Annotated in this window: 20 protein-coding genes; 6 read left to right on the forward strand and 14 right to left on the reverse strand. The window is 67.6% G+C overall.

From position 1 onward, the window contains the following. Positions 1 to 46: 46 nt before the first annotated feature. Positions 47 to 1126 (reverse strand): BMP family ABC transporter substrate-binding protein, encoded by a 1080-nt coding sequence (locus AB0B91_RS37315; RefSeq protein WP_358330083.1) that lies wholly within the window; start codon positions 1124 to 1126, stop codon positions 47 to 49. Positions 1127 to 1448: 322 nt separating this feature from the next. On the opposite strand from AB0B91_RS37315, the gene AB0B91_RS37320 reads away from it, so the two are divergent. Continuing rightward, entirely contained in the window at positions 1449 to 3293 is a 1845-nt protein-coding gene (locus tag AB0B91_RS37320) for a Xaa-Pro dipeptidyl-peptidase (protein ID WP_358330086.1), read from the forward strand. A gap of 126 nt (positions 3294 to 3419) precedes the next feature. Here AB0B91_RS37320 and AB0B91_RS37325 read toward each other — a convergent pair whose 3' ends face one another. Beyond that, positions 3420 to 4631 carry a M20 family metallopeptidase gene (locus AB0B91_RS37325; protein ID WP_214633381.1) on the reverse strand — a complete coding sequence of 404 codons (1212 nt, stop codon included), beginning with the start codon at positions 4629 to 4631 and terminating at the stop codon, positions 3420 to 3422. 501 nt (positions 4632 to 5132) lie between these two features. On the opposite strand from AB0B91_RS37325, the gene AB0B91_RS37330 reads away from it, so the two are divergent. Continuing rightward, entirely contained in the window at positions 5133 to 6536 is a 1404-nt protein-coding gene (locus AB0B91_RS37330; protein ID WP_358330089.1) for a peptide ligase PGM1-related protein, read from the forward strand. Here the strand turns inward: AB0B91_RS37330 and AB0B91_RS37335 are convergent. After that, on the reverse strand, positions 6496 to 6699 hold the full coding sequence (locus tag AB0B91_RS37335; RefSeq protein ID WP_250904727.1) for an SCO4848 family membrane protein: 204 nt from the start codon (positions 6697 to 6699) through the stop codon (positions 6496 to 6498). The genes AB0B91_RS37330 and AB0B91_RS37335 overlap by 41 nt on opposite strands. Before the next feature lie 89 nt (positions 6700 to 6788). Here AB0B91_RS37335 and AB0B91_RS37340 point away from each other — a divergent pair, with 89 nt between their 5' ends. Next, positions 6789 to 7916, forward strand: a complete 1128-nt coding sequence (locus AB0B91_RS37340) for a D-alanyl-D-alanine carboxypeptidase (RefSeq protein WP_358330092.1) — start codon at positions 6789 to 6791, stop codon at positions 7914 to 7916. Here AB0B91_RS37340 and AB0B91_RS37345 read toward each other — a convergent pair. Both AB0B91_RS37345 and AB0B91_RS37350 read right to left on the reverse strand, forming a co-directional pair. Then, positions 7909 to 8841 (reverse strand): YihY/virulence factor BrkB family protein, encoded by a 933-nt coding sequence (locus tag AB0B91_RS37345; protein ID WP_358330095.1) that lies wholly within the window; start codon positions 8839 to 8841, stop codon positions 7909 to 7911. The two genes, AB0B91_RS37340 and AB0B91_RS37345, sit on opposite strands and share 8 nt — an antisense overlap. Before the next feature lie 107 nt (positions 8842 to 8948). Further along, on the reverse strand, positions 8949 to 10229 hold the full coding sequence (locus AB0B91_RS37350; protein ID WP_358330098.1) for an amidohydrolase family protein: 1281 nt from the start codon (positions 10227 to 10229) through the stop codon (positions 8949 to 8951). A gap of 60 nt (positions 10230 to 10289) precedes the next feature. Between AB0B91_RS37350 and AB0B91_RS37355 the strand changes: the two genes are divergently transcribed. Beyond that, positions 10290 to 10796 carry a MarR family transcriptional regulator gene (locus AB0B91_RS37355; protein ID WP_358330101.1) on the forward strand — a complete coding sequence of 169 codons (507 nt, stop codon included), beginning with the start codon at positions 10290 to 10292 and terminating at the stop codon, positions 10794 to 10796. 99 nt (positions 10797 to 10895) lie between these two features. Here the strand turns inward: AB0B91_RS37355 and AB0B91_RS37360 are convergent, their stop codons facing one another. From AB0B91_RS37360 to AB0B91_RS37370, 3 genes are all read right to left on the reverse strand, one after another. Next, positions 10896 to 12170, reverse strand: coding sequence for an ATP-binding protein (locus tag AB0B91_RS37360; protein WP_358330104.1), 1275 nt, complete (start codon positions 12168 to 12170; stop codon positions 10896 to 10898). Between the two features lie 106 nt (positions 12171 to 12276). Next, positions 12277 to 13281: a tryptophan--tRNA ligase gene (trpS, locus tag AB0B91_RS37365; RefSeq protein ID WP_358330107.1), complete on the reverse strand. Its 1005-nt coding sequence runs from the start codon at positions 13279 to 13281 to the stop codon at positions 12277 to 12279. A gap of 14 nt (positions 13282 to 13295) precedes the next feature. Next, a complete protein-coding gene (locus AB0B91_RS37370) occupies positions 13296 to 14609 on the reverse strand; it encodes a hemolysin family protein (RefSeq protein WP_358330110.1) in 1314 nt (437 codons plus the stop codon). A gap of 86 nt (positions 14610 to 14695) precedes the next feature. Here AB0B91_RS37370 and galE point away from each other — a divergent pair, with 86 nt between their 5' ends. After that, entirely contained in the window at positions 14696 to 15649 is a 954-nt protein-coding gene (gene galE / locus AB0B91_RS37375) for a UDP-glucose 4-epimerase GalE (protein WP_358330113.1), read from the forward strand. Positions 15650 to 15921: 272 nt separating this feature from the next. Here the strand turns inward: galE and AB0B91_RS37380 are convergent, their stop codons facing one another. Both AB0B91_RS37380 and AB0B91_RS37385 read right to left on the reverse strand, forming a co-directional pair. Continuing rightward, positions 15922 to 16896, reverse strand: coding sequence for a malate dehydrogenase (locus tag AB0B91_RS37380; protein WP_358330115.1), 975 nt, complete (start codon positions 16894 to 16896; stop codon positions 15922 to 15924). A gap of 54 nt (positions 16897 to 16950) precedes the next feature. Continuing rightward, on the reverse strand, positions 16951 to 18903 hold the full coding sequence (locus AB0B91_RS37385; RefSeq protein WP_358330118.1) for a serine/threonine-protein kinase: 1953 nt from the start codon (positions 18901 to 18903) through the stop codon (positions 16951 to 16953). Between the two features lie 202 nt (positions 18904 to 19105). Between AB0B91_RS37385 and AB0B91_RS37390 the strand changes: the two genes are divergently transcribed. Continuing rightward, on the forward strand, positions 19106 to 20242 hold the full coding sequence (locus AB0B91_RS37390) for a saccharopine dehydrogenase NADP-binding domain-containing protein (RefSeq protein ID WP_358330121.1): 1137 nt from the start codon (positions 19106 to 19108) through the stop codon (positions 20240 to 20242). Here the strand turns inward: AB0B91_RS37390 and AB0B91_RS37395 are convergent. The 4 genes from AB0B91_RS37395 to AB0B91_RS37410 form a co-directional block, all read right to left on the reverse strand. Further along, complete coding sequence (locus tag AB0B91_RS37395; RefSeq protein WP_358330123.1) at positions 20217 to 21254, reverse strand: polysaccharide deacetylase family protein; 1038 nt, start codon at positions 21252 to 21254, stop codon at positions 20217 to 20219. The two genes, AB0B91_RS37390 and AB0B91_RS37395, sit on opposite strands and share 26 nt — an antisense overlap. 194 nt (positions 21255 to 21448) lie before the next feature. Then, on the reverse strand, positions 21449 to 21853 hold the full coding sequence (locus tag AB0B91_RS37400; RefSeq protein ID WP_358330126.1) for a type II toxin-antitoxin system VapC family toxin: 405 nt from the start codon (positions 21851 to 21853) through the stop codon (positions 21449 to 21451). A gap of 9 nt (positions 21854 to 21862) precedes the next feature. Beyond that, a complete protein-coding gene (locus tag AB0B91_RS37405) occupies positions 21863 to 22060 on the reverse strand; it encodes a hypothetical protein (protein WP_358330129.1) in 198 nt (65 codons plus the stop codon). A gap of 201 nt (positions 22061 to 22261) precedes the next feature. After that, complete coding sequence (locus AB0B91_RS37410) at positions 22262 to 23476, reverse strand: NADP-dependent isocitrate dehydrogenase (RefSeq protein ID WP_358330132.1); 1215 nt, start codon at positions 23474 to 23476, stop codon at positions 22262 to 22264. Positions 23477 to 23513: the final 37 nt, after the last annotated feature.

The raw sequence follows: 23513 nt of genomic DNA on the forward strand, positions 1-23513 counted from the left end.
GGGGTCGGGTTGGACTCCGGGCCCTCGATCAACGTTCCTATCTCAATTACGGCTTGGACGGAACCGTGATTTTGCCGTCGATGATGTCCTGCTTCGCGGCGTCCAGCTTGTCCTTGATGTCGTCGATCTCGCCACCGGTGGTGGCCAGGCCCACGCCGTCGACCTTGAGGTCGTAGATGGTGTTGCTGCCACCCTTGGCGCCACCCTGGAACGCCTTGATGAACTCGAACACGCCCACGTCCACGCGCTTGAGCATCGAGGTCATGATGACCGACTGCAGGTCGGTCTCCTTGACCGTCAGGCGCTGGTCGGAGTCGACGCCGATGGCCTTCTTCTTGGCCGCGGCCGCCGCCTGGAACACGCCCAGACCCGAGTCGCCGGCGGCGTGGTAGACGATCTCCGCGCCGTCCTGGAACATCTTCTCGGCCGCGACCTTGCCCTTGTCGGGGGCCTTGAAGCCGCTGAAGTCACCGTCGGGGGTCAGGTACTTGACGTCGATCTTGGCGTCCTTCTTGACCGACTTCACACCGGCGTCGAAGCCCGCCTGGAACTTCTTGATCAGGTCGTTCTCGACACCGCCGACGAAGCCGACGTGGCCGCTCTTGGCCTTGAGCGCCGCGGCGACGCCCGCCAGGTAGGAGCCCTGCTCCTCGGCGAACAGCAGGCCGGTGACGTTGGCCGCGTTCGAGGCGGAGTCGACGACCGCGAACTGGATCTCCGGGTATTCCTCGGCCGTCTTCTTGATGTCGTCGCCGTAGGCGAAGCCGACACCGATGATCGGGTTGTAGCCCGCGTCGGCCAGCTGGCGGAGCAGCTCACCGCGGTTGGAGCCGTCGGCCGCGGGGCTCAGCTCCTTGATGTCGGCGCTGAGCTCGGTCTTGGCCTTCTCCAGGCCCGCGTAGGCGGCGTCGTTGAAGGACTTGTCGCCACGGCCGCCGACGTCGAAAGCGAGACCCACCTTGAGCGCGCCGGACTTCGGCGCCTCACTGCTGGCCGCGGAGCTGGGTGCCGCGCTGGACGTGGCATCCCCTCCGGTACCGCCGCTGCCGCCACAGGCCGCGGCCGCCATGAGCATGGCACCGGCTACCGAGCCGGCCGCCATCCTGCCGAATCGCTTGCTGAGCAAGGCGACTCCCTTCCATTTCCCCGCCGTCAAACTTCATCGCGGGCGCGAAGAAATGTACGGCAACCCTGCACGGAAGATAGTTGGTTGACCAGGGCGGACAAAACCGGCACACAGGGTCGCAACCGCTCCGTTATCGACATCAGTCGCGTCCGTGACCTGAATCTGCGGATGCGAGACGGGGACCGGCACCCGAAGCTTTACCCAACCTTGAACGCAGGGGGGCCCTTGCCGTCCAGCCGATCATGGCAGAGATTCACTGATCAACGGTGGTTATCTCATCCTGGAGCCCTACATGCATCCTTGGAAGGCCATGATCGTGCCCATGGCCGCGGTCCTTCTCGCGGCCATGGGCACATCGCCCGCCACAGCGGAGGCGGGCACCCCCACCATCACGATCGAGAACAACGCCACCCAGCCCGTCTTCTCCCGCGCCGACGCCGTCAAGCAGACGGTGTACGTCGAGGTCGCGGGGACCGACAGCGACAGCGACGGCCTGCCCGACCGCGTCGCCGTGGACATCCTGCGCCCGAAGGAGACCGACGAGGGCCTGAAGGTCCCGGTCATCATGGAGGCCAGTCCCTACTACGCGGGCGGCAACGACGTGCCGAACCACGTCGTGGACGTGGACGAGAACGGCAACCCGCTGCCGACCCTGCGCGCGTACGCCAACAAGCTGGCGACCGAGCCGTTCGACGGCTACTACGACAACTACTTCCTGCCCCGCGGCTACGCGATCGCGCTGGTCGAGAACCTGGGCAGCGGCCGCGCCACCGGCTGCCCCACCACCGGCGACCGCAACGAGACGGCCGGCCCGAAGGCCGCGATCGACTGGCTGAACGGCCGCGCGAAGGGGTTCACCCCGACGGGCGAGCCCGTCTCGGCCACCTGGTCGACCGGGAACGTGGGCATGATCGGCGTCTCCTACAACGGCACGCTGCCCAACGCGGTCGCCTCGACGGGCGTCGAGGGACTGAAGACGATCGTGCCGATCGCCGCGATCTCCTCCTGGTACGACTACTACCGGGCGAACGGCGGCGTGGTGGCGGCGGGCGGCTTCCAGGGCGAGGACGCGGACGTGCTGGCCAAGTACGTGCTCACCCGCGGCGCCGGCCAGCAGGTCTGCGGACCCGTCATGGACTACCTGACGGCGACCCAGGACCGGATCAGCGGCGACTACAGCCGCTTCTGGAACGCCCGCAACTACCTCAACGACGTGAACAAGGTCAAAGCCAGCGTCTTCCTCGTGCACGGCCTCAACGACTGGAACGTCAAGACCAAGCAGTTCGCCCAATGGTGGTACGCCCTGTCGAAGCGCCACGTGCCCCGCAAGATCTGGCTGCACCAGGGCACCCACATGAACCCCTTCAACCTGCGCACCGTCGAATGGCTCCGGCAACTGCACGGCTGGTTCGACTACTGGCTGTACGGGATCGACAGCGGCATCATGCGGGAGCCCCAGGCGGACGTCGAAATCGCCCCCGGCGAGTGGGGCACTCACAGATCGTGGCCACTTCCGGCCACCAAGCCCGTAGCCCTCCATCTCGGCTCCGGCGCCAAGCTGAGCCTCCTGCCGCAGCGCTCGACCCGCGAATCCTTCGTCGACCAGAAGACCCGCACCGCCGAACAACTCGTGGAAACGGCCCCCGCCCCGGACCCCAACCGCCTGGCCTACCTGACTCCGGAGCTGCCGGCGGACGTCCGGATCTCCGGCACCCCGGAGATCTCACTCCGCGCCGCCCGCGACGCCGGCCCCTCCCCCTATCTCACGGCCCTGCTGGTCGACTACGGCACGGACACAAGAGCGGACGGAACCCTGGTCGCGACCGGCGAAACCCTCTGCTACGGCCAAGGCGTCCCGGGCGACACGGGCTGCACGGCACTGCGCAGGCTGGGCACCGCGACAACCCCCTACAAGATCGTCTCAAGAGGCTGGCTGGACATCAGAAACCGCCACGACCCAGCGCGAACAGAAACCATCAGTCCATCAAAGGACTACACCTTCACCTGGGACTTCCAGCCCAAGGACTACCGCTTCAAACAGGGCCACAAGATCGGCTTGATCATCACCTCAACCGACCACGACTACACCCTGCGCTACCCAGAAGGCAGCAAATTCACGATCGACCCGGCCCACTCATCACTGATCCTGCCGGTGACCAAGCCCTAGGGCGGCCGGGGTCAAGAACGCGCACGTCACGGCGCCCAGCCCCGTAAACCTCAGGAGCGTGCCCCTGGAAAGAGGCCAGCCCCGCCCAGAAGGGTGGGGCTGGCCCATGCTGGCCGTAACAGAAAATCAGGCGAGGATCGAGTCCACGACCGGTTCCCACAGCGCGGTCAGGGCGGTGGCGGACATCAAGCGGACGCCCATCGAGATGGCGGCCTCGTCGACGTCGAAGGTCCCCTGGTGGATGTCGTACGTGACGCCGCCGGGCGAGCGCGTGCCCAGGCGGGCCAGCGCCCCCGGGATCGACTCCAGGTACCAGGCGAAGTCCTCGCCGCCGAGCGACTGCTGCGTGGGCACCACCGCGCCCGGCCCCAGCGCCCGCTCCACCGCCTCGGCCAGCATGTCGACGCTCATCTCGTCGTTGACGACCGGCGGCACGCCACGGGTGTATTCCATCGTCGCCTCGATCCCGTACGCGCTGGCGACCGACTCCAGCAGCGACTTGATCAGGTCGGGCGCGGCGTGCCAGGCGTTCTCGTCGAGGCAGCGCACAGTGCCCTCGGCCACGCCCTCGTCGGGAATGGCGTTGGCCGCGGTGCCGGCCTCCACCTTGCCCCAGACCAGGCTGAGCGAGGAACGCGGGTCCACCCGGCGCGAGAGCGCGGCGGGCAGCTCGGTGAGCACCTTGGCGAGAGCGAAGACCAGGTCGGCGGTGAGGTGCGGCCGGGCCGTGTGGCCGCCGGGACCCGACACCCTGATGACCAGCTTGTCGCAGGCGGAGGTGATCGGGCCGGGCTTGAGCCCGACCTGCCCGAGGTCGACGCGCGGGTCGCAGTGGAGGCCGAAGATGCGCTCCACGCCGCTGATGCCACCGTGCGCCATGACCTCCAGCGCGCCGCCGGGCAACTCCTCGGCGGGCTGGAAGATCAGGCGGACCCGGCCGGGCAGCAGGCCGGCGGCGGCCTGCTGGGCGAGGAAGATCGAGGTGCCGAGCAGGATCGCGGTGTGCACGTCGTGGCCGCACGCGTGGCAGGCGCCGGGAACGGTCGAGCGGTAGGGCACGTCCTTCTCGTCGTGCAGCGGCAGCGCGTCGATGTCCGCGCGCAGCGCGACCGTCGGACCGTCTCCACTGCCCACGTCGCAGATCAGGCCGGTGCCGCGTGGCAGCACCGACGGCATCAGACCGGCGGCGGTGAGCCGCTCGGCGATGCGCTGCGTCGTGCGATATTCGGCGAAGGCCAGCTCAGGATGCATGTGCAAGTCGCGGCGGAATGCCACCAACTCCTGATCGGTCTCCGTCAGGAACGCGTCGAGTTCCCCCCGAAGCTCACGTCCCCGCATGAGTCACCGTCCCGTCCAATTGCCACGCGATCGTCGACTGCCCGAAGTCGCACGGCTTATAGCGCCGTAAATCGTCCTTTGGCATCGCTGAGGCCAGCTGTCCGGTCAGAGCAGCCGTCCGGCGAAAATGCCGCACCCACAGGTTTCGGTGCCAGAGATCGTCGGCACGGGGGTTGTGATCCCCTCCTGAGGACAACCCACTACGGAAACACGGCGGTCGGCCATGAACCCGAAGGCGATGCACCAACTTTATCTCTTAGGCGCGGTCTCGCGCCGACAGATACCCCGAAAGTCAGCCGACTGCATGCCCGTAACCGCAGGTCGTCACCGTGCGTGAGGGCTCGGCTGACCCGAAAAATAGTCACAAGGGATCATTAGTTGGTGACCCGCGGACGCCACTTCCAAACGTGGTCAAGGATTTCGAATCCTGTCACCTCCCGTCATGGTCATGACACTCCGACGATGGATGCTTTCGTATAGACTGCGTGTTTCACTCGCAATATGATCACTAAAATCCCGTTCGGGGAGAAGTATGCCGGGTTGAGCATCTTCGAGCCGGGCGAGGGGACCCTGGTGGTCGTGCCCTCGCTCTCCCTCCCGCAGGATGAGCTCCGCCGCATCACCGGGGCGAGGTGCTATGAGGAGCGGCTGCTCTTCCTCCTGCTCACGCTCCGCGAACCCGGCGTCAAGGTGGTCTACCTCTCCTCCGCGCCCATCGATCCGGACATCATCGCCTACTACTTCGGCTTCCTGCCCGATCCGGATGACGCCGCCAAGCGGCTGCGCCTGATCAGCCTCGACGACCCGCACTCGCAGCCGCTGACCAGAACCCTGCTCTCGCGGCCCGAGGTCCTCGAACAGGTACGCGAGGCGATCGACGGTGACGCGTGGATGGTGCCGTTCGTGCTGAGCGAGCTGGAGGAGGAACTGGCCTCGTTCCTGAACATTCCCATCTACGGCCCGGCCACCTCGCTCGCCTATTACGGCTCCAAGAGCGGCTCCCGCGAGGTCGGCCAGGAGGCCGGCGTACCGATGGCCCGCGGCTTCGGCGACCTGCACGCCCTGGCCGAGATCGAGGACGCCATCGAGTCGCTGCCGGGCGAGCGGGTGATGGTCAAGCTGAACGACGGCTACTCAGGGCTCGGCAACGCCATCGTGACCAAGGGCGACCCATCTCGGACGAGATTCTCCGCGTACGGCGAGACCTGGAAGAGCTTCACCACGAAGATCCGCGAACGCGGCGCGGTGGTCGAGGAGTACATCGAGCAGCGCCCGCTCCACCACCCCAGCGCGCTGGCCCGCATCACGCCCGACGGCCGGCACCACGTCATCGCCACCCACGACCAGGTGCTCGGCGGCGCCAACAACGACGTCTACCAGGGCTGCACGTTCCCGGCGGCGCCGGAGTACCGCGACGAGGTGGGCGCGTCGGCCGAGCGGATCGCCCGCATCATGGCGGAACGTGGCGTGGTGGGGTTGTTCGGCATGGACTTCTTCGCGCTGGAGACCGACGCCGGCTACGCGGCGCTGCTGTGCGAGGTCAACCTGCGGATCGGCGGCACCACGCATCCCTTCGGCGCCACGGTGCTGACCACCGGCGCCTCCTATGACCCGGCCACCGGCCTGCTCATGGCCGGCGACCAGCCCAAGTACTACACCGCGACCGACAACTGCGCGGCCGGCTCCCTCCGCGGGCGGTCCCCCGGCCAGGTCGTCCGGATGGCCGAGCAGCTCGGTCTCGGCTTCGATCACGCCCGTCGTACCGGAAACGTCTTCCATCTGCTCGGGGCGATCCCCGAGCACGGCAAGCTCGGCTTCACCACGATCGGCGACTCCCGCGAGGAGGCCGACGAGTTGCACCGGCTCACCTGTCGCGCGCTCTGCGGAGTCCCTTCCAGCCGATGACGCCCAGCACGATCGCGAGTATGAGGTTCACTCCGATCAGGATGCCGTGCACCACGTAGAAGCTCGTGGGATGGCCGTCTTGCAGGTTAAACCCGAGGTTGACCCACTCGAAGACCATGAACACGCCGAGCAAGATGAGGAATCCGGCGATCTTTCGCGACATGACCACTTCTCTAGTATCAGGCGCCGAGCATCGGGGGATGTGTCGGCACATGTGCAATGACACGAAGCTACGCTGAGACCGCCATGCTGATGAAACTGGTGCCTGTCACGGCACTCCTCGCGGCGGTCGCGCTCACGGGACCGGCCCATTCCGGGTCGACGGCTCCCGTCGGCGGGGATCTGCTGGGCAGCCGCGGTCTGGTGAAGCCCGACGGCATCAAGGCACCGCCGAAATCCAAGGCCACGTCGTACGTGATCGCCGACCTGGAGACCGGCGAGGTGCTCGCGGCCAAGAACCCGCATGGGCGCTACCTGCCGGCCAGCACGCTCAAGACGCTCACCGCGCTCACGCTCATCCCCAAGCTGGACAAGAACCTCACGGTCAAGCCGAGCAGGAACGCGGTCAACCAGGAGGGCACCGCCGTCGGTCTGACGACCAAGCCGCTCTACAAGGTCGACGACCTGTTCAGGGCGCTGATGATGTCGTCGGGCAACGACGCGGCGATGGCCCTGGCCGAGGCGAACGGCAGCCTGGCCAAGACCATGAGCGACATGAACGCCGAGGCCAAGCGCCTGCAGGCGAACGACACGGTGGCCAAGACGCCCAGCGGGCTGGACAAGCCAGGGCAGAGCAGTTCGGCGTATGACCTGGCGCTCATCGCGCGGGCCGGTCTGGCGAACCCCGATTTTCGGCGATATATCAGCACAAAGACGGCAAAGTTTCCGGCGCCCAAGCACTACTACGAGATCAGCAACCACAACAAACTGCTGTGGCGCTACAAGGGCATGATCGGCGTCAAGAACGGCTGGACGTCCAAGGCCCTGGGCAGCTTCGTCGGCGCCGCGACGCGTGGCGGCCACACGATCATCGTGACCATCATGCGGCATGACGGGTACTTCTGGGACGAGGTCGCGGACCTGCTCGACTGGGGCTTCGCCGCCCGGGGCAAGATCACGCCGGTCGGCCGGCTCGTCGATCCGCTGCCGGCCGTGCTGCCCGTGCAGCAGGCGACCGCGCCGGTCATCACCGCGTCGCCGGTCCCGGCGCCGCTGCTCGACCGGGCCGCGTCGAAGCAGACGGACACCAGCCGCACGGTCGGCTCGATCGTGATCGGTGGCGGGCTGCTGTTCGGCCTGATCTGGCTGGGGTACGGCATCCGCCGCAGGCGACGCCTGGCTCTGAAGTCCCGAGGCCCGGAGAACTTCGAGCTCAGGTGAACCCGTTCGAGGGTATGGGTGAGGGTGACGGCGGCGGGTTGAGTCCGGCCGTGGCGGTCCAGGCCGCGACGTACAGGACGAACCTGGCGGACAGGTTGATCCACACCAGCAGCCCCACCATGACGGCGAACGCGCCATAGACCGGGTTGGACAGCGTCTGCGCCAGCAGCAGCGACGCGACCTGCTTGAGCAGCCCGAACCCTACGGCGCCGAGCAGCGCGCCCCTGGCCAGCACCTGGAAGGGCTGGGTGGTCCGGCCCACCCAGCCCAGCACGATCAGGAACAGCAGCCAGTCGGCGGCCACGCTGGCCACCAGTCCCACCAGCCAGAGCGTGCCGGTCGTCACCGGCGCGCTGCCCAGTCCGAGGGTCGTCGCGACGTTGGTCGTCGCCTGCGTGGCGGCTCCGCCGATCAGCACCGACACGACCATGGTGAACCCGAGCATGAGCAGGGAGATCAGGTCGCGCAGTTTGCCGACGAAGAAGTTCAGCGGCGGGGCCGTGGTCATCGAGATCTCCGCCAGCGCCCCGCGCAGCGCGTCCACCGCGCCCAGGCCCGCGTAGAGGAGACCGGCCAGGCCGATGATCCCGGCGGTCGCCCTGGCCTCGGCGATGGCCTGAAGGTTGATCTGGTCGGCGAGTCCGGGCAACTGCTCCTTGATCGCCCTTTCCAGCGCCCTGATCGCGTTGGTGTCGTTCGACAGGACGTACCCGAACAGCGCGTAGGCGAGCGCGATCAGCGGGAAGAACGACAGGAACGCGAAGTAGGTCACCGCGCCGGCCAGCCGGTCGCCGAATCGCAGCTGGTAGCGCTGCACGGTCCTCATCAGATGGTCGAGCCAGGGGCGGCGGATCCGCCAGGACTCGACGATGCGGCCGCCCCGCGCCTTGGCCGACTCGACGCGCGCCATCACCTTCGCCAACACGCGCGCCGCCTTCCGAGGTGCCCCGCCGTCACCGGGCACCTGCCCTGGCTACCGCTCTTGTACCACGGAGACGCGCGAACCGCGGGCTCGTGAACCGCGAGGCTCGTTCAGGAGCGCGGGGCGGTCACTGCGCGGGCTGATTCCGCGAGCCGGGCGAGCACCTCCGTGACGTCGTGGCGCAGCAGCCGCCCGTCCCGCTTGACCACCTGCCCGGCGACCAGGACTGTGTCGACGGCGCTGGTGTCGGCGTTCAGCACCACCGCGCCGATCGGATCGTGCGCGGCCGCCATGCCCAGCGTGCCGGTACGCAGCAGCACCAGGTCGGCCTGCTTCCCGGCGCGCAGCGAGCCGACGGTGTCACCGAGCCCCACCACCTCGGCGCCTTCGATGGTGGCCATCCGCAGCGCGTCACCGGCGCGGAACCCCAGCCCCTGCCCATCGGGACGACCCCGCTCCAGCGCGAACGCGGCCCGCATCAGACTGAACATGTCACCGGGCGCGCACGTCACGGTGTCGATGCTGAACGAGGTGGGTATCCCGGCGGCCCGCGCCCGCCCGCTGATCGGGTAGCCGATGCCCAGGGCCATCTCGTCGATCGGCGACACGGACACGCCGCCACCGCTGTCGGCGATGAGCTTGAGCTGGTCGTCGCTGTAGTGGTTGGCGTGCACGTACGTCGTACGCGGCGCCAGCAGCCCGTTGGCCGAAAGGAACGCCAGCCCCTTGGTGGCGCTCTCCCTGTTGTGGCCGCCGAGGTGCGCGGTCACGGGCAGGTCGAGCTCGCGGGCCAGCCGCCACTCCTCCAGCGCGTCCTCCTCGCTGACGATCTCCGGCCCGAGGGCGGCGATCGCCATGCTGACGAGGCCGGCCGTCCCGAAGTGCTCGTCATGGACCCGGTGACCCTCTTTCAGCAGGTTCTCGCGCGGGCCGCCGTGGCAGTACCCGAAGATCGCCCTGATGCCGGACTCGCGCAGCGCCCGCACGGCGGAGTCGGTGTGCTCGGGCGTGAACTGCACGTGCGACCAGTCGAGCAGCGTGGTGATCCCGGCGTCCAGGCATTCCAGCGCTCCGGCCAGGTTCCCCGCGTAGACGTCCTCGGGCCGGTAGCCGGGGGCCAGCTCGCCCAGGATGCGCTGCAGATATCCGCCGAAGGTGATGTCGGGCGCGATCGCCCTGATGCCGGCCTGCCAGGTGTGCCGGTGGCTGTCGACGAATCCCGGCAGCACGATCATCCCGGTCGCGTCGATGACCTCCGCCCCCGGCATCTCGGGCAGATCCGGCCCCACCTCGGCGATGAGGCCGTCCTCGACCCGTACGTCCACCTGCCCGAGCACGACCGGCTCCGGCTCCGTGTCGACGACGATTCCGTTCCTGATCAAAGTTGTCATACCGAAAAGCTTAGTAAGAAGCTTTTCAGAAAGCAATATACCGCCAAGTATCCTCGATCCATGAAGCACGATGAGGTCGACGCGATGGTCCCCCGCTGGCAGGACTCGGGCCTGTCATCGTCGCTCGTCGCCGGCCTCGAACTGAGCAAGCGCATGTCCCGCCTCAACATGCTCTTCGAGACTGCGATCAAGGCCGAGCTGGCGGACCTGGACCTGACCTACGCCGAGTTCGACGTCCTCGCCGCCCTGACCCGCACCGGCCCCCCGCACCGGCTCAAGCCCAGCGAGCTGTCGAAGAGCCTCTATCTCACCTCGGGCGGCACCAGCAACGTCCTGCAGCGCCTGACCTCGTCCGGGTACGTGGAGCGGGCGGCCAACACCGGCGACGCGCGCAGCAGGTGGGTCCAGCTCACCCCCGAGGGCCTGCGCCTGGCCAACACCGCCCTGGAGGCCTCGGGAAAGGCCCACGAGGAGGTGATGGCGGGCGTCCCGGAGGAAGCGGTACGACAGGCGGCGGACGCCCTCCGGGAGGTGCTCCTGGCCGTGGGCCGCCGCCGCTTCCGCTAGTGACCTGCTCCAGCGTGGGAGCGGGCACGTCCTATGCCCACGACCGGCGTCTTACTCAGCGAGGATGGCGGCGTCGTCGCCTGGTGATCCCTGTCTTGGCTACTGATCGCCGGAAAGCGGCGCCTGCGCTGGAGAACGCGTCGTCCAAAGAGCGGAGACCGGGAGGCAGGAGAGCCCGTCGCCGAAACTCAACGACTGAGGCCCGCAGTACAGAACGAACCCCGCCAGCATGCGATCGCCCAAGCGACGCTTGAGGAGCCGCAGTCCGCGAAAGTCATCGGCGCGAATGGTCTCCGCCGCCTTGACCTCGATGGCGACGATCTCGCCCGCGTTGTTCTCGAGGACCCCGTCCACCTCGTACTGGTCTCGGTCTCGATAGTGATAGAGGCGAGCCGATGTGTCAGCCCAGGTCAGCTGCTTGGTCATCTCACTGAGCACGAAGTTCTCGAGGAGCCCGCCATGGGTGGCGTCTGCGACGCTTCCGCTGGTGAGGTATCCGGCCATGCCTGGGTCGACGAAGATCACCTTGGGCGTGGCAACGGCTCTCGTGGTCGCGTTCGACGACCAGCCTGGCACGAGGCGGACCACGAAGATGGTCTCCAGAATCTCCACATAGCTGCGAACGGTCGGGCTCGACAGACCCAGCTCGCTCGCGAGTCGGCTCATATTGAGCAGCCCTCCGGTCTGAGCCGCCAGCAAGGCGACCAACCGCCGCATGTCGGACGCGCGCTCGATCTCGGCGACCTGTTTCACATCCCGGGCGATCAGATCTGCCAGATAGCCGTCGAAAAACCGTTCACGACGCCGAGGAGTTGTCCGCTTGACCGCCTCTGGGTATCCGCCGCGAGCGGCCAGAGCGAGATAGTCCTTTCGGCGTAGACCGATCGATTCGGCGCGCAGATCCTCCCCCATCGCGAATGCCGCGTCGATGAAGCCGTCCTCATGGCCGTCGATCTCCCCCTGCGAGAGCGGCCAGAGCTCGATGGTCTCCGACCTGCCGGGCAGCGAGTCAGGGAGGCTGCGTAGCGCGAGAAGACGAGCGGATCCGGTGAGCAGGAATCGTCCAGGGCGCGGGTCACGATCCACCACATGCTTGATGGCGAGCCAAAGATCAGGCACCCGCTGCACCTCATCGATGAGCATCAGCCCGTCATGACTCACGAAACGGACCGGATCTTCATGCGCCGCCAGGCGGGTGACTGGATCATCCAGGAAGCGGGCCACGCTGCCGGGGACATGGCGCAGCACCCGCTCGGCAAGGGTGCTCTTACCGACCTGGCGAGCACCGTTGACGACGACGACACGGGTGTCCTCAAGTGCGTCATACACCAGAGAAGCCGCACGCCGAGGCAGGTAGTCGACCGCTTCCCTCATGCGTGCACTGTAGCCCAGCCTTTAGATCTGCCGAACCTCTTCCTTTAGATCTGCCGAAGATCAGCCTTTAGATCTGCCGAAGATCACACCTCTGGCGCCAGACAGGTCAGAGGCTGGGCAGGAAGCCGACCCGGTCGCGTACCTCGGCCATGGTCTGGCGGGCCACGGCGCCGGCGCGCTCGGCGCCGATGGCCAGCAGGCGGTCCAGCTCGGCCTCGTCGGCCAGGAGCTTCTCCGTGCGCTCGCGGATGGGCGTGAACGCCTCCACCACGGCCTCCGCCACGTCCTTCTTGAAGGTCCCGTATCCCTGCCCGGCGTAGCGCGCGACCAGGTCGGGGATCGGCGTGGCCGTGAGGGCGGACAGGATGCGGAGCAGGTTGGAGATGCCGGGCTTGCCGTCCTCGTCGAACAGGACCTCGGACCCGGTGTCCGTGACCGCGCGCATGACCTTCTTGCGCAGCGGGCCCGGCTGCTCCAGGACGTCGAGGATGCCCGCAGGGCTGGAGGACGACTTGGACATCTTGGCCGTCGGGTCCTGGAGGTCGGTGATCTTCTCGACCTCCTTGAGGATGTACGGCTCGGGGATGGTGAACGTGTCGCCGAAGCGGTGGTTGAACCGCCCGGCGAGGTCGCGGGTGAGCTCCAGGTGCTGCTTCTGGTCGGCGCCGACCGGCACACTGTTGGCCTGATAAAGCAGGATGTCGGCCGCTTGAAGCACCGGATAGGTGAAGAGCCCGACGCTGGCCGCGTTCTCCCCGAACTTGGCGGACTTGTCCTTGAACTGCGTCATCCTGGCCGCCTCGCCCATGCCCGTCAGGCAGATGAGGATCCAGGCGAGCTCGGTGTGCTCCCGAACGTGCGACTGCACGAACACCGTCGAGCGCTCCGGGTCGAGCCCGGCGGCGAACAGCTGGGCGGCGGCCACGCGGGTGCGGCGGCGCAGCGCGGCCGGCTCCGTCGGCACGGTGATCGCGTGGAGGTCGACGACGCAGTAGAAGGCGTCATGAGTCTCCTGCAGCGTCACCCATTGGCGGACCGCACCCAGATAGTTGCCCAGGTGGAAGGAGTCTGCGGTGGGCTGGATGCCGGAGAGGACACGAGGTCTGGCCATAGCAGCCAATTGTGTCAGGAATCCAGGTCGGGCGGCGACTCGACGGCTGGACGCCGTTTCACTCTCACTCTGGCGATACGGCGGCCGTCGAGTTCGGTGACGGTCAGCTCGAATCCGGGCACCTCCACCACCTCCCCACAGGCGGCCACGTGGCCGAGCACGGACATCACGAACCCGCCCAGCGTCTCGTACGGGCCGTCGGCCAGCCGGATGCCGGTCTGGGCGTAGAAGTCGTTGAGGTTCGTCAGGCCGTCGATCTCCATCTCGCCCGCCGGGAGGACCACGGTGTCGCCCTCGACGTCGTACTCGTCCCTGATGTCGCCGATGAGTTCTTCGACCAGATCCTCCAGCGTGACGATGCCGGCCGTCCCGCCGTACTCGTCGACGACGATGGCCAGGTGGTGGCCCTCGTCGCGCATCTCCGAGAGGGTGGTGAGCAGGCGCTTGGAAGCCGGTACGAACTTGACCGGCCGGATCGGCACCAGCTCGCTGATCGGCTCGATCCGCCCGGTGAGCACCGGGTCGAGCAGGTCCCTGACGTGCACGAACCCGATGACCTCGTCGTACGACTCGCGATAGACGGGAAAGCGCGAATGCGGCAGCCCCGAGGCCAGCACCGCCGCCTCCGCCAGCGTGGTGTCGGCCTCCATGAACTCCACCTCGGTGCGGGGCAGCATGACCTCGCGGAGCTGGCGCTTGCCCGCGGCGAACACCTCGGCGATCAGCTTGCGCTCGTCGGCGGTCAGGTCGGTGTGCCCGACGACCATGTCGCGGAGTTCCTCGGTGGTGACCTCCTCCCGGTCGGCCTGCGGGTTGCCGCCGAGCAGCTTGACCACGCCGTCGGTCGACTTCGACAGCGCCCAGATGATCGGGCGCGACAGCGCGGCCAGGCGGTCGAGGAAGGGCGCCACGACCAGCGAGAGCCCCTCGGCCCGCTGCAGGGCCAGGCGTTTGGGCGCCAGCTCACCGAGCACGAGAGAGACGTAGGAGATGGCGAGCGTCACCAGCACCAGCGCGAGTACGGGTGCGACGGCGTGGGGCACGTTCCACCGTTCGAGCACGGGCACGAACTGCATACCGAGCCGGTCGGCGCCGAACGCGGCCGACAGCATGGTGGCGACGGTCACCCCGATCTGCACCGCCGACAGGAAGCGGTTGGGGTCGCGGGCGAGCTTGGCCACCCGCTCGCCGCGGCGACCTCTCTGAGCGAGCTTGCGCACCTGGCTCTCCCGCAGGGAGACCATCGCCATCTCGGCGGCGGCGAAGAAGCCGCCGCCGAGGATGAACAGCAGGACCAGCGCGATATTGGCCGCGAGGGTGTCAAACATGGTGGTTGGCAGCGTACTCGGCGGATTTCCCGCGTATGCTGAAGCCCGAGCCCGACAAAATCAAACATATAGCCACAGGAGTAAACATGAGGTTGCTGGTCACCGGAGGCGCCGGATACGTGGGCAGTGTCGTGGCGGCGCAGCTCGTCGAGTCGGGCCACGAGGTGACCGTGCTCGACGACCTGTCGACCGGCCACGAGGACGCGGTGCCGGAGGGGGCGCGGTTCGTCCGCGGCTCCATCACCGAGGCCCACGAGGCGCTGGCGGGCGTCGAGGCGGTGCTGCACTTCGCGGCCAAGTCGCTGGTCGGCGAGTCGGTGGAGAAGCCCGGCCTTTACTGGTCGCACAACCTCGGCGGCACGCTGGCGCTGCTCGACGCGATGCGCGAGCAGGGCGTGCGCGGGATCGTGTTCTCCTCGACCGCGGCCACGTACGGAGAGCCCGAGCGCTCCCCCATCCTGGAGACCGACCCGACGCGGCCCACCAACCCGTACGGCGCCTCGAAGCTGGCCGTGGACACCGCCCTGACCGCCTACGCGGGCCTGTACGGCCTCGGAGCGGTGAGCCTGCGGTATTTCAACGTGGCCGGCGCGTACGGCCGCTATCGCGAGCGGCACGCCATCGAGACCCACCTCATCCCGAACGTGCTCAAGGTGGCCACCGGCGAGCGTGAGTCGGTCAGCGTGTTCGGCACCGACTACCCGACGGACGACGGCACCTGCGTGCGCGACTACGTCCATGTGGCCGACCTGGCGGTCGCCCACCTGCTGGCGCTGGAGGCGCTCTCCCAGGGAGAGCACAAGATCTACAACCTGGGCAGCGGTGCCGGCTTCTCCGTCCAGGAGGTGATCTCGGTCTGCCGCGAGGTCACCGGGCACGACATCCCCGCCGTCCTCGGGCCACGCCGGGCGGGCGATCCGGCCGTGCTCGTCGCGTCGTCCGAGAAGATCCGGCGCGAGCTGGGCTGGAAGGCCGAGCGCGCCTCCCTGCGGGACATCGTCTCTGACGCTTGGGGGGCGCTTTCCGGGAAATCGGTATAGGAAGTCCAGATATGTGCTGTGATATCGAAATGTGAGGAGCTTTTCACCAAGGGTCACGAAGGTAGTCTTCGGCGTCCTCGTTCTACTGGGCAGCCTCACCGCGGCGGCAGGGGTGTTATTCGCCACCTCGCCGCCGGCTCCGGCCACGGGTATCACCCTGTGCCCTTAGGCGCACAAAAGGGAAATAAGCCGCAAATAGTACATAAGCCGCCCAGACAAAAGACGCGCGCCCGGAAACGGACGCGCGCCTTGTCAGGACAGACCAGGACAGATCAGATCAGGCCGAGCGACGCCACCGCGTCGCGCTCCTCGGTGAGTTCGCGCACGCTGGCGTCGATGCGGTCGCGGGAGAACGCGTCGATCTCCAGGCCCTGGATGATCTCGAACCGGCCCCCGGCCGCCCGCACCGGGAACGACGAGATGAGCCCCTCGGGCACGCCATAGGAGCCGTCCGACACGACGGCGGCCGAGGTCCACTCGGTGCCGTTGACCCAGTCATAGACGTGGTCGATCGCGGCGTTGGCCGCGGAGGCGGCGGACGAGGCGCCGCGGGCCTCGATGATGGCGGCGCCGCGCTTGGCCACCGTCGGGATGAACGTGTCGCGCAGCCATTCGGACTCCACCTGCTCGGCCGCGATCTTGCCGCCGACCTCGGCGTGGTAGAGGTCCGGGTATTGAGTGGCGGAGTGGTTGCCCCAGATGGTCATGTTCTTGATCTCGGTGACCGGGACCTGGAGCTTGGCGGCGAGCTGGGACAGCGCGCGGTTGTGGTCGAGGCGGGTCATCGCGGTGAAGCGGTCGGCCGGGACGTCCGGCGCGTTCTGCTGGGCGATGAGCGCGTTGGTGTTGGCCGGGTTGCCCACGACCAGGACCTTGATGTCGTCGGCGGCGTGCTCGTTGATCGCCTTGCCCTGCGGGCCGAAGATGCCGCCGTTGGCGCCGAGCAGGTCGCCACGCTCCATCCCGGCCTTACGCGGCATGGCGCCGACGAGCAGTGCGACGTTGGCGCCCGCGAACGCGATGTTCGGGTCGTCGGTGATCTCGATGCCGGACAGCAGCGGGAACGCGCAGTCGTCGAGCTCCATGGCGGTGCCCTCGGCTGCCTTCACCGCCTGCGGGATCTCCAGCAGACTGAGCTTGACCGGGACGTTCGAGCCAAGCAGTTGCCCCGACGCGATGCGGAACAACAGTGCGTAGCCGATCTGACCGGCGGCTCCGGTGACGGTCACCTTGACGGGCGTGGCCATGGCCTTCCCCTAACTCGGAGGATGAATCATTGACTTTCGGATGCTACCCGTTCGTCATCCGCAGGAGTTCATCGAGGGCGTGTCCTGCTCGGGAGTGAAGTCCACGTTGCGGAAATACTGGGTCAGCAGGCTCTTGACGACGCCACCCTTGTAGAGGGCGGTGATGACGCCTTCGGCCGCCTTGCAGGTCCTCGTGTCTCCGGTCTTGATGCCGATGGCATAGCGCTCGTCGTTGAGCTTGGCGCCGAGGATCTTGAAGCGCTGGTTCTCGCGGCTGGCGAACCCGGCCAGGATGAGGTCCTCGCCCGGCACCGCGTCGACCTCGCCGCTCCTGAGCTTGTCCATGCACTGCGCGTAGTTGGTCGCCGGGACGAGCTGGACCTTCACCTTGGCCTGGACACTCCCGACGGACGGGCTGTCGGGAGCGCAGATCTTCTTGCCCTGGAGGTCGTCGATCGAGTCGATCGCGTCGCCGTCGCTGACCAGGAGATCGTGGTGGGCCACGTAGTACGGGCCGGCGAACTCGACGTCGCTCTTGTCGATGGAGTAGGTGGCGATCACGAGGTCCACGGTGCCGTCGGCCAGCGCCTTCTCCCTCTCCGCCCTGGGGATCCTGACGAACTTGGTCTGCTTGGCGCCGAGCTCCTGCGCGATGCGCTTGGCCAGCTCGATGTCGAAGCCCTCGAAGTCCCCGTCGCGTTCCAGGGAGACGCCGGGGAGATCGCCCTTCACACCGATCACGATCTTCTTGGTCTGCGCCACCTTGTCGACCACCGAGGTGAAGGAGTTGGGCGGGACGGGGGCGGGCGAGGTGCCCTTGCCGAACATGAGCTGCGCCCAGTCGTTCCGCACCGCCACGACCGCCGTCGCGCCGATCAGCAGGACCGCCGCGACCAGCGCGAACCACCAGGCGCGGCGGCGGCGCGGCCCTGTGTCCTGGGCGGGCGCGGGCAGGCCGGTGTCCCGGGCGGGCATGGGCAGATCCGTGTCCTGAACGCGGGGCGGCGGCGTGGAGCCGGTCGCCCACGGGATCGGCTCGCCACCGGTCACCGAAGACTGCTCCGGCGGATGCATGAGCTGCGCTTTCGCCAGCGAGCCCGTGCCTATGCTGCCCGTCGGCACCCTGATGAACGGGGTGGTGTCGTCGCTGGCCACCTGCACACCCCGGGTCAGCAGGGCCGTGGAGGCCCCGACGGTCTCGGGCTGGCCGAGCAGCCGCAGCAGGATCTGGTCGGCCGAGGGCCGGTCGTCGGGTGACTTGGACAGGGCCGACCGCACCACTCCGCGCAGCGGCTCGGGCAGCATGGAGACATCGACCTCGTGGTTCAGGATCCGGTTGAGCACCACCGCGATCGAGTTGCCCTCGAACACGGTCTCCCCGGTGGCCGCGAACGCGATCACCGCCCCCCAGGCGAACACGTCGGTATAAGGCCCGACATCGTCGCCGGCGATCTGCTCGGGCGCCATGTAGGCGGGCGTCCCGATGGCCCGGCTGGTGATGGTGCCGCTGGAATCGATGATCCTGGCGATGCCGAAGTCCACCACACGCGGCCCGTCGGCGGCGATCAGCACGTTGTCGGGCTTGAAGTCGCGGTGCACGATCGAGGCGTGGTGGATCGCGGTCAGCGCGGTCGCCGTCCCGATCGCCAGCCGGTCGAGCGCCGTCCCCCGCAGCGGGCCGTCGTCGTCGACGATGTCCCTGAGCGCGCGCCCGTCGATGTACTCGCTGGCGATGTACGGCGTGTCGCCGTCGAGGTCGGCCTCGATCACCCGGGCCGTGCAGAAGGACGCCACCCGCTGCGCCGCCTTCAGCTCCCTGGCGAACCGCGACCTGGCGATCGTGTCCCCGCTGAACTTGACATGCAGCAGCTTGATCGCAGCCTGCTCACCCTCATCGGTGACGCCCAGGTAGACGATGCCCTGGCCGCCCTCCCCAACCCGGCCGACCAGCCGGAACGACCCCAGCTGGCCGGGGTCGCCGGCGACCAGCGGCGAGATCTGCGGCATTCATCTTCCCCACGTTCAAACAAAGCCTAACGACGCAAACTTTACGACGCTCAGTAAGCTCTCAGGGAACCGTTAACCGTTCGTGACGTCACGGTTTGTCGCCAGGAGCAGTATGGCCACCCGGCATCACCATCGTTGGGAGAAACGCCGAATAAGCACAGTATCGGGCAAAGTGATGTGAAACACCGGGAGGCTCGGGAATATGTCCCGTTCGTACGACATCGTGCTGTTCGGCGCGAGCGGATTCACCGGGGCGCTCACCGCGTCCTACCTCGCCAGAACGGCCGGACCCGAGGTCCGCTGGGCGCTGGCCGGGCGGGACCGGGCCAAGCTGGAGCGGCTCGGCATCGACGCTCCGATCCTGGTCGCCGACGCCACCGACCCCGCCTCACTGGCCGCGATCGCCCGCGAGGCGCGCGTCGTCGTCACGACCGTCGGCCCCTACCTCCGTTACGGAGAGCCGCTCGTGGCCGCCTGCGCCGAGGCCGGCACGCACTATCTGGACCTGACGGGCGAGGCCGAGTTCGTGGACCGGATGTACGTCCGCCACCACCGGCGGGCCTCCACGACGGGCGCCAAGCTCGTGCACGCGTGCGGCTTCGACTCGATCCCCTACGACCTGGGCGTGCTGTTCACGGTCGGCCAGTTGCCGGAGCACGTGCCGCTCAAGGTCAGCGGGTTCCTCAGGAGTGAGATGCGGGCGTCCGGAGGCACGCGGGCCTCCGCGATGACGATCATCTCGCGCCCCCTGCAGCTCCTCGACGCGGCGGCGCGGCGGCGCGCGGCCGAGCCGCCACCACCTGGCCGCCGGGTCAGCTCCCTGCCCGGCGGGCTGCGTTACGTCGGCGGCTGGGCCCTGCCGATGCCGAGCCTGGACCCGCAGATCGTCGGCCGCTCGGCCCGCCTCCTTGACCGCTATGGGCCCGACTTCACCTACCGCCAGTACTACGCCGTCAAGGGCCTGCCCACCGCTCTCGCGGTGGCGGCGGGAGCGGGGACCATGGCCGCTCTCGCACAGATCCCCCCGGTACGCGACTGGATGGCGAGCCGCGTCAAGCCGGGCGACGGGCCCACCCCCGAGCAGCGGGCCCGCAACTGGTTCAAGATCACCTTCCTCGGCGAGGGCGGCGGCCGGCGGGTCGTCACCGAGGTCGCGGGCGGCGACCCCGGCTACGACGAGACGGCAAAGATGCTCGGCGAGTCGGCGCTCTGCCTGGCCTTCGACGACGTGCCGGAGATCGCGGGCCAGGTCACCACCGCGTCCGCGATGGGCCGCCCGCTGATCGACCGCCTGCGCCGGGCAGGCATCACGTTCAGTACGCGAGAGCCCACGTCTTGAAGGACGACCGCAGGAACGGCGTCTTGAACTTGGGGAAGGCCACGGTCGCCGGGTCGCCGTCCGAGGTGTAGCGCATGTCCGGGTTGCTCTTCAGCCAGTCGAGCCAGGCCACGGAGCAGAACTGCGTGCAGTCGCCCTTCTTGTCCATGGCCCTGATGCGTGGGATGCCCAGCGGGTCGAAGGACTTGCTGAACGGCGCGGGCGCGGGCGTGTAACCGGCCAGGAAGACGCCGCTGTGATCGTAGGCCACATCGCCGAGCTTGCCGTGCATGGCCCACTTCTTGTTGTGCGGCTGGTTCCCGTACGGCAGGGCCAGGGTCACCGGCTTGGCGGCGCCCAAGGAGGTGATCATCGTCTGGATGGTGGCGATCTGCTCCTCGACCTCCTTCTCCGACCGGGAGTGCAGGTTGATGTGGTCGCGCGTGTGGTTGCCGATGTCGAACCCGTTGTCCTTGAGCCACAGCAGCATCTGCGCCTGCTCGTCGTGCTCGGTCTTGCCGAACATGTCGCGGGTGACGTACATCGTGGCCACCGGCCGGAAACCGGGATTCTTCGCCGCCACGTCACGCAGGATGCCGATGGCGGTGTCCGGCGCCAGGTTGCCCATCTCGTCCAGCGTGAGCTGCGACGGCGAGGAGTCGTCGAAGGTCAGCACGACGGCGTGCTTGCCCGCCGGGATGTCGATCTTCCCGGTGACGAACTCGGCGGCGGTGATCGGTACGTACCCGTCCTTGACCAGCCGCTCAAGATCGCCCCTGAACTGCTCGGGAGTCCGGTCGTCGGTGGTCCCGGGGTTCTTGATCACCCGGTGGAACATCAGCACCGGAATCTGTCCCAGCTCGTTGGCCTTCACCTTGGCGGCGGCCGCCATCTTGGCCGCCTTGACCTGCTGCAGCTTCGCCGCCATGTCGGCCTTGGTGGTCACTGGCTTCTTGGCCGGCTCCGAACCGCAGCCGCACACGACCGCCGTGACCGCGATCAGCCCCACCCCACTCAAAAGACGCAATCGCATCCGAACTCCCTGGGACGCCTGTGACTGTTACCAGGGACTCTTACCCATTGAATCGTCTCGACCACGTTCTGTAACGACCAAGAGATGTTCTGGAGAACACGGAAAGGGCTGACCGAGGGCGGCGCCTTCGACGAGAATGCTTCACATGACGTCGGGATCCAGCACGACGTAGACCAGGCCTCGCGCTCGCGGGGCTAGTCGGTGCCGAGGATGCGCAGACCGTGGTGGGTCTTGAAGTCCTCGTAGTCCTTGAGGTTCAGCGTGGCCAGCGGCAGGTCGTAGGTGAGGCAGCAGGCGGCGATCCACATGTCGTTGATCGGGCGGGGGCGTCCACGCTGGATGCCGGCGGCCGACAGTCGGCCCCACATCGCCGCCACCGGCTCGTCACCGGGCAGGACCGGAATGCCGGAGAGCCAGTCGGCCAGCTCCTGGCGGCTGCGGGTGCCCCAGCGGCGGATTTCAGCCCACTTGGTCAGCTCGCTGAAGGTCACAAAAGTGATCAGCGGCTTGCGGCCGATCAGGCGGGTCGCCAGCGGGCCGGCGAGTTTGCGCTTGTGGATCAGCGAGGCGACGTCGGTGTCGAAGATGACGGGTTGCACGGCGTCGGTTCAGGCTACGTCTCGATGGCGCTCGGCGTAGGTGAAGGCCAGGAACTCTTCCAGTTCCTCGTCCGACTCGAAAGTGTCGGCGGCGAGGTCATCCACGGAGCGGATCGGCTGGGTGTTCTTGGCCGCGAGCAGTTCCTCGACCGACAAGCGAGGCCTGATCGGCGTGTAGGCGGGGTGGTCCGCGTCGGGTGTGCTCATGAGGACCTCCTCCGGGGCGCTGCAGGCTGGTAGATCTCAGCATACGGTGCCCGGCCCTCGTGGACACCGGCTTTCACTCTCCTGGAGGCGACGCGGCAACCATCCGCCGTGTTCGCATCCGGTCCACAGGCTTGACGGCCCAGGACACGGAAACGGCCTCTACCTGGCAGCGTAGCCACAGGTAGAGGCCGTGTTCGACAATCAGGCCATCTTCTTCTTGAGGTTCTCGTCCAGTGCCGCCAGGAAGTCCTGGGTGGTGAGCCACTTGGCGTCGCCGCCGACCAGCAGCGCCAGGTCCTTGGTCATCAGGCCGCTCTCGACGGTCTCGATGCAGACCTGCTCCAGCGTGTCCGCGAACGCGGTCACGGCCGGGGTGTTGTCCAGCTTGCCGCGGTGGGCGAGGCCACGGGTCCACGCGAAGATCGAGGCGATCGGGTTGGTGGAGGTGGGGTTGCCCTTCTGGTGCTCGCGGTAGTGACGCGTCACCGTGCCGTGAGCGGCCTCGGCCTCGACGGTCTGGCCGTCGGGGGTCATCAGGACCGAGGTCATCAGGCCGAGCGAGCCGAAGCCCTGCGCGACGGTGTCGGACTGGACGTCGCCGTCGTAGTTCTTGGCGGCCCAGACGTAACCGCCCTCCCACTTCATCGCCGCGGCGACCATGTCGTCGATCAGGCGGTGCTCGTAGGTGAGGCCGGCCTTGTCGAAGTCGGCCTTGAACTCGGTCTCGAAGACCTCGGCGAAGATGTCCTTGAAGCGGCCGTCGTACGCCTTGAGGATCGTGTTCTTGGTCGAGAGGTAGACCGGGTAGTTACGGGCGAGGCCGTAACGCATCGAGGCGCGGGCGAAGTCGCGGATCGAGTCGTCCAGGTTGTACATCGCCAGGGCGACACCGCTGCTCGGGAAGTCGTAGACCTCGAGCTCGACCGGCTCGGAGCCGTCCTTCGGGGTGAAGGTGAGGGTCAGCTTGCCCTCGCCGGGGATCTTCAGGTCGGTGGCCCGGTACTGGTCGCCGAAGGCGTGACGGCCGACGACGATCGGCTTGGTCCAGCCCGGGACGAGCCGCGGCACGTTCGACATGATGATGGGCTCGCGGAAGATGACGCCGCCGAGGATGTTGCGGATGGTCCCGTTGGGAGACCGCCACATCTTCTTCAGGCCGAACTCCTCGACACGCGCCTCGTCCGGGGTGATGGTGGCGCATTTGACGCCCACGCCGTACTTCTTGATGGCGTTGGCGGCGTCGATCGTGACCTGGTCGTCCGTGGCGTCGCGGTGCTCGACGCCGAGGTCGTAGTACTTCAGGTCGACGTCGAGGTAGGGAAGGATCAACTGGTCCTTGATGAACTGCCAGATGATCCGGGTCATCTCGTCGCCGTCAAGCTCGACGACCGGACCCTCCACCTTGATCTTGGGCATGCGAATGGTTCCCCTTCAATGAATCGATACATTGAGG

The organism is Nonomuraea sp. NPDC049141, assembly GCF_040648415.1.
In the GTDB taxonomy this organism is placed as follows: domain Bacteria; phylum Actinomycetota; class Actinomycetes; order Streptosporangiales; family Streptosporangiaceae; genus Nonomuraea.